Here is an 11937-nt window from a genome sequence, read left to right as displayed (position 1 = left end):
TAGCCACGAGGGTCACGGACCACCTCGAGGCAATCCATGGGCAAGCCCGTCGATCCGCCCTCCGGCGAAGACGCCGAGAGCATCAACCTGAAGGACGCGCTCGAGGAGCGATACCTCGCCTACGCGCTCTCGACGATCATGCATCGCGCGCTGCCGGACGCGCGCGACGGCTTGAAGCCCGTGCACCGGCGCATCCTCTACGGCATGCGCCTGCTGCGGCTCGATCCCGGCACCGCCTTCAAGAAGTCCGCCAAGGTCGTCGGCGACGTGATGGGCTCGTTCCATCCCCACGGCGACCAGGCGATCTACGACGCGCTGGTGCGCTTGGCCCAGGACTTCGCCTCGCGCTACCCGCTGGTCGACGGCCAGGGCAATTTCGGCAACATCGACGGCGACGCGGCTGCGGCCTACCGCTACACCGAAGCGCGCATGACCGAGGTCGCGCGCCTGCTGCTCGATGGCATCGACGAGGACACGGTGGACTTCCGGCCGAACTACGACGGCTCCACCGAGGAGCCCGTCGTCCTGCCGGCGGCCTTCCCGAACCTCCTCGCCAACGGCTCGCAGGGCATCGCGGTCGGGATGGCGACCTCGATCCCGCCGCACAACGCGGCGGAACTGTGCGACGCTGCGCTCTACCTGATCGACCATCCGCAGACGACGTCCGAGCAGCTCCTCGCCTTCGTGCCGGGTCCGGACTTCCCCACCGGCGGCATCATCGTCGAGAAGCGCGAGCAGATCGTCGAGGCCTACAATACCGGGCGCGGCGGCTTTCGCGTGCGCGCGCGCTGGCACAAGGAGGACAGCGGGCGCGGGCAATGGTCGGTCGTGGTGACCGAGATCCCCTACGGCGTCGGCAAGTCGCGCATGATCGAGAAGATCGCGGAGCTGATGGCCGAGCGCAAGCTCCCGCTCGTGGCGGACGTACGCGACGAATCGGCGGAGGACGTGCGCGTCGTCTTCGAGCCGCGCTCGCGCACGGTCGATCCGGCGCTGATGATGGAATCGCTGTTTCGCCTCACCGACCTCGAGGCGCGCGTGCCGCTCAACATGAACGTCCTCATGGGCGGCACGGTGCCCCGCGTCATCGGGCTCGCCGAGGCGCTGCGGGCCTGGCTCGACCATCGCCGGGACGTGCTCCAGCGACGCTCGCGCCACCGCATGGCGGCGATCGACCGGCGCCTCGAGATCCTGCGCGGCCTCCTCGTCATCTATCTCGACCTCGACGAGGTCATCCGCATCATCCGCGAGGAGGACGAGCCGAAGGCGGAGCTGATGCGCACCTTCGAGCTCACCGAGATCCAGGCGAACGCCATCCTCGACACCCGCCTGCGGTCGTTGCGCAAGCTCGAGGAGATGGAGCTCAAGCGCGAGCTCGACACGCTCACCGAGGAGCGCGCCGGGCTCGACGCGCTCCTCGCCAGCGAGGGCAAGCAGTGGAAGGCGGTCGCCAAGCAGATCCGCGACGTGCGCAAGAGCTTCTCCGGCGAGACCACGCTCGGGCGCAGGCGCACCAGCTTCGAGGACATGCCCGACACGGCCGGCATCGACATCACCGAGGCGATGGTGGAGCGCGAGCCGATCACGGTCATCGTCTCGAAGAAGGGCTGGATCCGCGCGCTCAAGGGGCACGTGCAGGACGTCTCGGCTGTGGCCTTCAAGGGCGACGACGCGCTCGCCTTCTCCTTCCACACGGAGACGACGGCGAAGATCCTCGCGCTCGCGACCAACGGCAAGGCCTTCACGCTGGACGCCTCGAAGCTGCCCGGGGGGCGCGGCTTCGGCGACCCGATCCGGCTCATGGTCGATTTCGACGACGATGCCGAGATCGCGGCGATCTTCCCCTACGTCGCCGGGCAGAAGCGGCTCCTCGTCTCCACCGACGGGCGCGGCTTCGTCGCGCCGACGGACGCGCTCGTCGCCAATACCCGCAAGGGCAAGCTCGCGCTCAACGTCGACGCCGGCGCGAAGGCCGTGCTCGCCGTGCCGGCGGACGGCGACCACGTCGCCATCGTCGGCGAGAACCGCAAGCTCCTCGTCTTCCCGCTGGCGCAGGTGGCGGAGATGAGCCGCGGCAAAGGCGTGCGCCTGCAGCGCTACCGCGACGGCGGCGTCTCGGACGCCAAGGTCTTCGCGCTCGCCGACGGGCTCACCTGGGTCGACACGTCCGGCCGCACCTGGACGGTCAAGGGCGAGGACCTCCGCGACTGGATCGCCAACCGCGCCGATGCCGGGCGCCTGCCGCCCAAGGGCTTCCCGAAGACGAACAGGTTTTCGTAATTTCAACGATCGAGAGGCGGAAATTTCGCGTTTTCGGATCGCCTCTCGTTAACACTTCCTGCGCATCCTCACCCTGGAAAACTACTGATGCGCGCACCGCTCGAACGGTGCGCCTCCGGGAGAGAGCGATGACGACGTTGGTGCGCCTCGTCTATGTCAGCCGACCCCGCACGGTGGGCCGGCAGGGGGATTCGCAGGGGAGATCGCGGAAGGCGCCGCGCCGCGACTCGCGCGACGACTTCCTGGCCATGTGCGACGAGATCCTCGTCGAGTCCCGTCGGCGCAATGCCGATGCCGCGCTCACCGGCGTGCTGGTCGCCGGCCCCGGCCTGTTCGCGCAGGTGCTCGAAGGCGGCCGCGCGGCGGTGTCCGACACCTTCGCCCGCATCTGTCGCGACACGCGCCACGAAGCGATCGAGATCCTCGACATGCGCGCCGTCGACGAGCGACGCTTCTCGCAGTGGACGATGGCGTTCAGCGACATCGCGGACGCGCCGGAGACGCTCGTCGCGCGCTACCGGCACGGGCCCAGCCTCGACTTGCGGGCGATGACACCCACCGCGCTCGTGGCGTTCCTGGAGGCCGTCGCACAGGCGCAGGCGCAGGACAACGCGCTGCTCGGCGCCCCGTGCCCGACCGCCGGCTTCCTCGACGACGTCGTCTTCGTCGAGGCGGCCGAGTAGCGAACGCGCCCGTCAGGCCCCGCCGGCGAGCCGCGCGAGCACGCCCTCGGCGGCGGCGCGGCCGGTGGCGAAGCAGCCTTGCAGCAGGTAGCCGCCCGTCGGCGCGTGCCAGTCGAGCATCTCGCCGGCCGCGAAGACGCCCGGCAGCGCGCGCAGCATCAGCGTCTCGTCGAGCGCGTCCGCCAGGATGCCCCCGCGCGTCGAGATCGCCCGCTCGATGGGGCGCATGCGCTCGATCGTGAGGATGCACTCCTTGGCGCGCGCCGCGATGCCGGCGGGCTCCGCTGGAAGTGGCCCCGCTTCGCGCAGGAGCCCGATGGCGGGGGCCGAGAGGCCGGCGCGGCGCAGGCGCTCCGTGAGCGTGCGCCCCTTGGGTGCGGCGGCGATCCGTTCGGCGAGGGCGTCGCGGGCGAGATCGGGGCGCAGATCGAGATGCAGCGCGACCGCTCCGCCGCGCTCCAGCGCCTCGCCGATCTCGGCGGAGCGCGCGTAGATGCCGGTGCCTTCGAGCCCCTGCGCGGTGATGATCGCCTCGGTGACAGCCGCGGGGTCCGCGGGCGCGCCGACGCCGATGGCGATGCGCTTGAGCGGCATGCCGGCGAAGCGCTGGCGAAACACGTCGCTCCAGGCGATCTCCACGCCCGCGTTCATCGGCGCGAGCGGCGCGACGGCGACACCCGAGGCCGCGAGGATCGCGGTCCACGCACCGTCCGAGCCGAGCCGCGGCCAGGAAGCGCCGCCGAGCGCGAGGATCGTGGCGTCCGCCGCGAGCGTCGACCGTTCGCCGGCCCGCTCGAGCGCGAGCGAATCGTCGGGCCCGAAGCCCGTCCAGCGCGTGCGCGACAGGAGCCGCACGCCCCGGCGTTCGAGCCGGGAGAGCCAGGCGCGGGCGAGCGGGCTCGCCTTGAAGCTCTCGGGAAAGACGCGTCCCGAGGAGCCCACGAAGGTCGGCGCGCCGAGATCGGCCGCCCAGTCCCGCAGCGCAAGGGGCGTGTAGCGGCCGATCGCGTCCGCGACGATCTCCGCGGCGCTGCCGCCGTAATGGCGCAGGAAACCCGGCAGCGGCTCGGAATGCGTGAGGTTCAGCCCGCCGCGCCCGGCGAGCAGGAACTTGCGCGCGGGCGTGGGCATGCGCTCGACGATCGTGACGGCGACGCCGCCGGCCTGCGCGAGACGCTCGGCGGCCGCGAGGCCGGCCGGGCCGGCGCCGACGATGACGACGTGGGGCAGGGACAAGGCGGCGATCTCCTCTCGGGACCGGTGGGATACGCGATCCGTGGGGCAAGTCCAGCCCGGCCTTGATTTCGCCCGAGCGTGGCGGCAGGGGAGGCGGGCCATGAAGATCCTCCTCGCCACCGCACTCGCGCTCCTCGTCTCCGCCTGCGCGCTCCTGCCCGACAGCGGGCCGGTGACGATCGAGCGCGGGCACGCGCAGGACATGGCCCGCATGCTCTCGCAATACCGCGCCGAGCGCGGCCTGCCCGCTTTGCGGGTCGATACCTCGCTGATGGCGGCGGCGGAGGAGCAGGCACGCACCGTCGCCGGCCGCGACCGCCTCGCTCACGGCAATTTCACGGGCCGCATCCACCGCCACGGCGTCGACACCGACCACGCCTTCGAGAACCTCGCCGCCGGGGATCCGACGCCGCAGGCGGCGCTCGCCACCTGGAAGGCCTCGCCCGATCACCACCGCGCGCTGATCAGCCCGGCTTCCACCCGCATCGGCTACGTCCGCGCCCTCGCCCCGCAGACGCGCCACCGCACCTTCGACGTGCTGGTGCTCGCCTCCGACTGAGCGCCGCGCGCCTGGACGCGGGTCAGGCGGCGGCGACGATGTCGATGATCGCGCCCGCCAGCGCGTGGAGGCGATCGCGATAGCCGGTGCGGGCGGAGGGGCGCGTCTCGTCCGACGTCATGGCGATGACGAGGTCGAGCTCGGGCACGACGTAGAGCATCTGCCCGCCGTAGCCCCAGGCGTAGCGCACGTCGCGCCCCGCGAGCCGCCGGGCGAACCAGGCATAGCCGTAGCCGTCTCCGGTGAAGCGCGAGCGGGTGCGCGGGCGCCAGCTCTCCTCCACCCACGCCTCTGGGATCACCTGCGTCCCGTCGGCGGCGCGCCCGCCCGCGGCGTAGGTCTCGCCGAAGGCGAGGAGCGAGCGCGGGGTCATGGCCATCTGGTTGCCACCGAGATGGATGCCCTGCGGGCTGCGCTCCCAATCCGCGATGCGGAAGCCCTCGATCGCGCCGAGCCACTCGTCGGCGAGCGCGCGGGTCGGACGTCCGCTCTCGCGGGCGAGGATCGCGGAGAGGAGATGCGTCGAGCCGGTGGAATAGAGCATGCGCCCGCCGGGCTCGTCGACGAAGGGGCGGCGAAGCGCGTCGTGCACCCAGTCGCGGCTCGCGACCCACGAGCCGTAATTGGCGCCCGAGGTCCGCTCGAGGCCCGCGCGCATCGTGAGCAGATGGCCGATCGTGATCTGGGAAAGGCGCGGATCGGGATCGGCGGGCAGCTTGTCGCGCAGGAGCGGCGCGATCGGCTGATCCACCCCGTGGAGGATATCGCGCTCGATGGCGATGCCGACGAGGGCCGAGACGATGGTCTTCGAGGCCGACTTGATGTTCGTCGCGCGATCCGGCGAAGCGCCGCCATAGCCGCGCTCGGCGAGCACCCGCCGCTCGCGGGAGACGAGCACGGTCTCGAGCGCATCGAACGCGCGCGCCTCGTCGAGGAGCGCGTCGAGGGTCTCGGGCCGCGCCTCCTGCGCCCTCGCGAGGGTGGGTGGGAGCGTCGCGGCGGCGGCGGCGAGGGCGAGGAGGGCGCGGCGATCGATCGGCATGGGGCTGTAGCTGGGGAGTCGGTCACCGCGCGCCAAGTCGGGCGCGGGGTCGCACGACCGCGGGAGAGCAGCGGCGGCGCGGATCCGGCTTGTGCCCGCCGTGCAAACCGCTAAGAGAGCCGTCCGCCGCGACGAGAGGTAGCTTATCGGGGAGCCTGCAGATGAGATCCGACGAGGTCGCCGCCCTCTGGGAGGAGAACGCCGAGACCTGGACGCGCCTCGTGCGCGCCGGCCACGACCGCTATCGCGACGTGCTCAACACGCCCGCCTTCCTCGCTCTGCTCCCGCCGGTCACCGGTCTCGTCGGGCTCGACATCGGCTGCGGCGAGGGGGCGAACACGCGCGCCGTGGCCGGGCTCGGCGCGCGGATGACGGGCATCGACATCGCGCCGACCTTCGTGCGCCACGCCCGCGAGGCCGAGGCGGCCGCGCCGCTCGGCATCGCCTACGAGGTCGCCGACGCGGCCGCCTTGCCCTTCGCCGACGGCGCCTTCGACTTCGCCACCGCCTTCATGTCGCTGATGGACGTACCCGATCAGCAGGGCGCGCTCGCCGAGGCGCGCCGCGTGCTGCGGCCCGGCGGCTTCCTCCAGTTCTCGATCCTCCACCCCTGTTTCGTCCCTCCGCGGCATCGCAACGTGCGCGACGAGGCGGGCCGGGTCGTGGCGCTCGAGATCGGCGGCTATTTCGAGGAGATCGACGGAGACATCGAGACCTGGATCTTCTCAACCGTCCCACCCGAGGAGCGCGCCAGTCTCTCGCCATTCCGCGTCCCGCGCTTCCACCGCCCGCTGTCGCGCTGGGTCGAGATGGTGGCCGCCGCCGGCTTCACCATCGACGCCATGGGCGAGCCCCGCGCCACCGAGGAGGAAGCCGCCGCCGAGCCGGTGGTGGCCGATACGCGTGTCGCGCCGATCTTCCTGCACGTGCGGTGCCGGAAGGCGGGGTGAGCCTACTCCGCCGCGTCCGCCACCCGTGCCTGCGGCGCCCCCGGCCGCTGCCTCGTCTCCCACGCCTCGTCCTCGTGCCACGGGGCGTTGGAGGCGGGGAGGGGGGCGCGGTCGCGGATCAGGTCGGCGGCCTTCTCGGCGAGCATGATCGTCGGAGCGTTCAGGTTGCCCGAGACGATCGAGGGCATGATCGCCGAATCGACCACGCGCAGCCCCGCGATGCCGTGGACGCGGCATTCGCCGTCGACGACGGCCATGGGGTCGGAGCCCATCTTGCAGGCGCCGGACGGGTGGTAGGCGCTCTCGCAATTGCGTGCGACCCAGGCGTCGATCTCGGCGTCGGTGCGGACGTCCGGCCCCGGCGCCAGCTCCTCGCCGCGGAAGCGGTCGAAGGCCGCCTGCGCGAAGATCTCGCGGGTGAGCCGCACGGCCGCGCGCATCTCCTCCCAATCCTCGGGATGGGACATGTAGCGCGGGTCGATGATCGGATGCGCGGCCGGATCCGCGCTCGAAAGCCGCATCTTGCCGCGGCTCTTCGAGCGCATGGGCCCGACATGGGCCTGGTAGCCGTGGCGGTCGGAGGGGTTGCGCCCGTCGTAGCGCACGGCCATGGGCAGGAAGTGGTATTGCAGGTCGGGGTGGCGCACGCCCGCGCGCGAGCGGATGAAGCCGCCGGTCTCGAAGTGGTTGGTGGCTCCGAGGCCCGTCTTCCTCAGGTACCATTCGAGCCCGATCTTCACCTTCGAGACGGGGGCGAGCGCCGAGTAGAGCGTGATCGGCTCGCGGCTCTCCTGCTGGACGTAGATCTCGAGGTGGTCCTGCAGGTTCTCGCCGACGCCGGGCAGGTCGTGACGCGGCGTCACGCCCGCCGCCTTCAGCTCGTCGGGATTGCCGATGCCCGAGAGCATGAGGAGCTGCGGCGAGCCGATGGCGCCGGCGCTGAGAATCGTCTCGCGCTCGGCGAAGAGGCTCTCGATGCCGTCGGAGGGGTCCGAGACGACGACGCCGCGGGCGCGCGTGCCGTCCAGGATGATCTCCAGCGTGGTCACCCCCGTGCGCACGGTGAGGTTCGGCCGGTTCATGGCCGGGCGCAGGTAGCCCTGCGCGGTCGACCAGCGGCGCCCGCGATGGACCGTCATGTCCATCGTGCCGAGCCCTTCCTGCTGGTAGCCGTTCTGGTCCTCCGTGCGGTCGTATCCCGCCTGGATGCCGGCCTCGATCCATGCCTGGTAGAGCGGGTTCTTCGCGATGCCTGTGGAGACCCGCAGGGGCCCGTCGGCGCCGTGATAGGCGTCCGCGCCCTTCGCGCGGGCCTCGGACTTGCGGAAATAGGGGAGCACGTTGGCGTAGGACCAGTGCGCCAGCGCCGTATCCTCCGCCGCCCAGCGCTCGTAATCGAGCGCGTGTCCGCGGACATAGGCCATCCCGTTGATGGAGGACGAGCCGCCGAGCACCTTGCCGCGCGGCCAATGCATGCGCCGGCCGGCGAGGTTCGGCTGCGGCTCGGTCCAGTAGTCCCAATTGTAGGTTTTCGACTGCATCGGGTAGGAGAGCGCGCTCGGCATGTGGATGCGCCAGTCCCACCAATGGTCCTTCGGCCCGGCCTCCAGCAGGAGCACCGTGACGTCCGCGTCCTCGCTGAGGCGGTTGGCGAGCACGCACCCCGCGGAGCCCGCGCCGACGATGATGTAGTCGAAGCTGTTGGTCATGATGTCTTCTCTCGCGAGTGCGTCGATGGCGTGCGCCGAGGCGACTCCCCTCTCCCCGAGGGAGAGGGGAGAACGTCGAGCTCTTCATCGGCGTCTCGTCTCGCCTCTCGGGCCTCAATAGGGCGCTTCCACGTCGCCGAGCGCGACGTAGACGCTCTTCTCCTGGGTGTAGTGCTCGATGGCCGCATGCCCGTTCTCGCGGCCGAGCCCCGATTGCTTGACGCCGCCGAAGGGCATCTCGATCGGTGTGAGGTTGTAGGCGTTGATCCACACCGTGCCCGCCTCGAGCGCGGCCGCCACGCGGTGGGCGCGGGTGAGGTCGTTGGTGAAGACGCCCGCCGCGAGGCCGTAGGGCGTGGCGTTGGCGCGCGCGATCACCTCCTCCTCCTCGTCGAAGGGGAGCACCGTCATCACCGGCCCGAAGATCTCCTCGCGCACGATGTCCATCTCGTCCGTGCAGGCGGAAAAGATCGTCGGCGCGACCCAGAAGCCGCTGTCGAGGCCGTTCTCCGTCACCCGCTCGCCGCCGACGAGCAGCTCCGCGCCCGCCGCCTTGCCGCGCTCGATGGCGGCGAGCACCTTGCCCATGTGCTCGTGCGAGATCAGCGGGCCGACATGGGTCGCGGGATCCATGGGATCGCCGATCACCATCGCCTTGGTGCGGGCGACGAGCTTGTCGAGGAAGGCGTCCATGGCGCCGCGCTGGACGAAGACGCGCGTCCCGTTCGAGCAGATCTCGCCCTGGGAATAGAAGTTGCCGAGCAGCGCGCCGCCCACCGCGTTGTCGAGCTTGGCGTCGTCGAAGACGACCATCGGCGACTTGCCGCCGAGCTCCATCGTCACGTGCTTGAGCGTCGTCGACGCGTCCGCCATCACCGCCTTGCCGGTGCCGACCTCGCCCGTGAGCGAGACCTTGGCGATGCCGGGGTGGCGGGTGAGCAGGCGTCCCGTCTCGGCGAAGCCTTGGACGACATTGAACACGCCCGGTGGCAGGCCGGCTTCCGCGTAGATCTCGGCGAGGGCCATGGCGGTGAGCGGCGTCAGCTCGGCGGGCTTGAAGATCATGGCGTTGCCGCAGGCGAGCGCGGGCGCCGACTTCCAGCAGGCGATCTGGATCGGGTAGTTCCAGGCACCGATGCCCGCGCAGATGCCCAGCGGCTCGCGGCGGGTATAGGCGAAGGCCTCCTCTCCCAGCGGGATGTGCCGGCCGGTGAGGGTGGGCGCCATGCCCGCGTAATATTCGAGGCAGTCCGCGCCGGAGATCACGTCGACGACGGAGGTCTCCGAGATCGGGCGGCCCGTGTCCTGCGTCTCGAGCCGGGCGAGCTCGTCGTTGCGCGCGCGCAAGATGGCGGCGGCGCGCATGAGGATGCGCCCGCGCGCGATGCCGCTCATCGCCGACCAGACGCGAAAGCCCTCGCGCGCCGCTTCGACTGCGGCGTCGACGTCGGCCGCTCCCGCGACGTCGATCGTGGCGAGCACGGAGCCGTCCGCGGGATTGCGCGTCTCGAAACGCTCGCCGGAGGTGGCGGGGCGGCGCGCGCCGCCGATATACAGGGGGAGGTTCGTCGTCACGCCGTCTTCCTCTTCTTTCGTTCGGCGGCATCGCTGTGGTCGTCGGCGGCGCGGGCGATGCCGCGCGCCGCGAGGTGCAGGTCGATCGTCTCGCCCACGAGGCGCCGGGCGCCGACCGTGTCGAGCCCGCCGCCGGAGAGACCCGCGCGCATCCACACGCCGTCGATCAGGCTCGCCGTCACCTCGGCGAGGTAGTCGGTCTCCTGCGGCGCGACGCCGAGGCGGCCGAACTCGCGCTTGAGGTTCGAGTGCAAGCGCCGCGCATAGACGCGCTGGAGGCGCCCCAGCGCCGGCACGTGCGGCACCTGCCCCCAGAAGGCGAGCCAGGCGGAGACCGTCTCGCGGGCGCATTGGCTCTCGTCGAAATTCGCCCCGACGATCGCCTCCAGCCGCGCGCGGGGCGCACGCCCCGCGGCGGCGAGCCGCTGCGAGACCAGCGCCTGGAGGTCGGTGAGGAGCGAACGCATCGTCGCTTCCAAGAGCTCGTCCTTCGACCCGAAATAATGCGCGATCAGCCCTGGAGACATTCCCGCGCGCTTGGCGATCTTCGCCATGGTGGTGTCGTCGTAGCCATGCGCATGGATCGCGGCGATGGTTGCCTCGATCAGCTGCTTCTTGCGGATATTCGACACGCCGACACGCGGCATCAGCGGAACCTTCGCGGCAATTCTTTCAAGTGGGTTGACATCCGCAGCCTGCCCGATTTTAATTGAACGGTCAATCAATTTTGGCCCAGACGTTAAGCCGTGTTCGCCGAGGCGCATACCAGCGCTCCGGCTGCGGCGACGCATTCGCGAGCCGACAGAGGCGCCTTCGTGCGTCGAGGGGTTCGAGGCCCGACAAGGAGAGACGACCCGATGACCATCCGCCACACCGCCCTCGCCGCAGCAGGAATGCTCGCGCTCTCGACCGCGCCGGCCCTCGCCCAGGCCGCCGTGCCGGAAGCGTGCCGCGCCCCGGTCTTCGCCGATGTCGGCTGGACGGACATCACCGCGACCACGGCGGCGGTGTCGGTCGTGCTCGAGGCGCTCGGCTACGCGCCCGAGGCGGAGCTCCTCTCCGTGCCGGTGACCTACGCCTCGCTCGCGAACGGCGACGTCGACGTCTTCCTCGGCAATTGGATGCCGACGATGGAGGCCGATCTGGCGTCCTATCGCGAGGCGGGTACCGTGATCGTGCTGGAGAAGCCGAACCTGACGGGCGCGAAGTACACGCTCGCCGTCCCGGCCTACCTCGCCGAGCAGGGGCTGACCGACTTCTCGGACATCGCGGACTTCGCCGATCAGCTCGACGGCGAGATCTACGGCATCGAGCCCGGCAACGACGGCAACCGGCTGATCCAGTCGATGATCGACGAGGACATGTTCGGGCTGGGCTCCTTCGAGCTCGTCGAGAGCTCCGAGCAGGGCATGCTCGCTCAGGTGCGCCGCTCCGAGGATCGCGAGCAGGGCATCGTGTTCCTCGGCTGGGAGCCCCATCCGATGAACGCCAATTTCGATCTCGTCTACCTGTCGGGCGGCGACGACGTCTTCGGCCCGAACTACGGCGGTGCCGAGGTCTTCACCAACGTGCGCGCCGGGCTGATGGAGGAGTGCACGAACCTCGCGCAGCTCCTCACGAACCTCGAGTTCTCGCTCGCCATGGAGAACGAGATCATGGGTGCGATCCTCGACGACGGCACCGCGCCCGACGCCGCCGCCCGCGCCTGGCTCGAGCAGAACGTCGACACCGCGCTCTCCTGGGTCGAGGGCGTCACCACCGTCGAGGGCGAGAACGGCGCCGAGGCCGTGCGCGCGGCGCTCGGCGGCTGAATCTCCCTCCCTGTAGGGGAGGGGAATGCCGCCGCAGGCGGCTAGGGGTGGGGTCCGTCGCCTCGACGTTCGGCGCCGTTTCGGCTGCGCCG

Annotated in this window: 10 protein-coding genes; 5 read left to right on the top strand and 5 right to left on the bottom strand. The window is 70.9% G+C overall.

Annotated features, from left to right (window positions below; translation table 11 throughout):
* Nucleotides 1-36: 36 nt before the first annotated feature.
* Both parC and IEX89_RS16925 read left to right on the top strand, forming a co-directional pair.
* Nucleotides 37-2280, top strand: coding sequence for a DNA topoisomerase IV subunit A (gene parC / locus IEX89_RS16930; RefSeq protein ID WP_188914428.1), 2244 nt, complete (start codon nt 37-39; stop codon nt 2278-2280).
* A 128-nt stretch (nt 2281-2408) separates the two neighbouring features.
* Nucleotides 2409-2963, top strand: coding sequence for a BLUF domain-containing protein (locus IEX89_RS16925; protein ID WP_188914427.1), 555 nt, complete (start codon nt 2409-2411; stop codon nt 2961-2963).
* Between the two features lie 12 nt (nt 2964-2975).
* Here IEX89_RS16925 and IEX89_RS16920 read toward each other — a convergent pair whose 3' ends face one another.
* Nucleotides 2976-4199 carry a TIGR03862 family flavoprotein gene (locus tag IEX89_RS16920; RefSeq protein ID WP_244645533.1) on the bottom strand — a complete coding sequence of 408 codons (1224 nt, stop codon included), beginning with the start codon at nt 4197-4199 and terminating at the stop codon, nt 2976-2978.
* Between the two features lie 100 nt (nt 4200-4299).
* Between IEX89_RS16920 and IEX89_RS16915 the strand changes: the two genes are divergently transcribed.
* Nucleotides 4300-4758: a CAP domain-containing protein gene (locus tag IEX89_RS16915; protein WP_188914425.1), complete on the top strand. Its 459-nt coding sequence runs from the start codon at nt 4300-4302 to the stop codon at nt 4756-4758.
* Nucleotides 4759-4780: 22 nt separating this feature from the next.
* Here the strand turns inward: IEX89_RS16915 and IEX89_RS16910 are convergent, their stop codons facing one another.
* A complete protein-coding gene (locus IEX89_RS16910) occupies nt 4781-5800 on the bottom strand; it encodes a serine hydrolase domain-containing protein (RefSeq protein WP_188914424.1) in 1020 nt (339 codons plus the stop codon).
* Between the two features lie 161 nt (nt 5801-5961).
* On the opposite strand from IEX89_RS16910, the gene IEX89_RS16905 reads away from it, so the two are divergent.
* Complete coding sequence (locus IEX89_RS16905) at nt 5962-6750, top strand: class I SAM-dependent methyltransferase (protein ID WP_188914423.1); 789 nt, start codon at nt 5962-5964, stop codon at nt 6748-6750.
* A 2-nt stretch (nt 6751-6752) separates the two neighbouring features.
* On the opposite strand, the gene betA is transcribed toward IEX89_RS16905, so the two are convergent.
* The 3 genes from betA to betI all read right to left on the bottom strand — a co-directional run bounded on the left by betA (nt 6753) and on the right by betI (nt 10681).
* Nucleotides 6753-8459, bottom strand: coding sequence for a choline dehydrogenase (betA, locus tag IEX89_RS16900; RefSeq protein WP_188914422.1), 1707 nt, complete (start codon nt 8457-8459; stop codon nt 6753-6755).
* Nucleotides 8460-8573: 114 nt separating this feature from the next.
* Nucleotides 8574-10034, bottom strand: a complete 1461-nt coding sequence (gene betB, locus IEX89_RS16895; protein WP_373290599.1) for a betaine-aldehyde dehydrogenase — start codon at nt 10032-10034, stop codon at nt 8574-8576.
* Nucleotides 10031-10681 (bottom strand): transcriptional regulator BetI, encoded by a 651-nt coding sequence (gene betI, locus IEX89_RS24470; protein WP_244645532.1) that lies wholly within the window; start codon nt 10679-10681, stop codon nt 10031-10033. Before betI ends, betB begins: the two co-directional genes overlap by 4 nt.
* Nucleotides 10682-10891: 210 nt before the next feature.
* Between betI and IEX89_RS16890 the strand changes: the two genes are divergently transcribed.
* Complete coding sequence (locus tag IEX89_RS16890) at nt 10892-11845, top strand: choline ABC transporter substrate-binding protein (protein ID WP_188914420.1); 954 nt, start codon at nt 10892-10894, stop codon at nt 11843-11845.
* Nucleotides 11846-11937: the final 92 nt, after the last annotated feature.

The sequence above is a fragment of the Salinarimonas ramus genome (assembly GCF_014645695.1).
Classification (GTDB): domain Bacteria; phylum Pseudomonadota; class Alphaproteobacteria; order Rhizobiales; family Beijerinckiaceae; genus Salinarimonas; species Salinarimonas ramus.
Note: the sequence above shows the minus strand (reverse complement) of the source record. Positions and strands in the feature narration are given on the sequence as shown.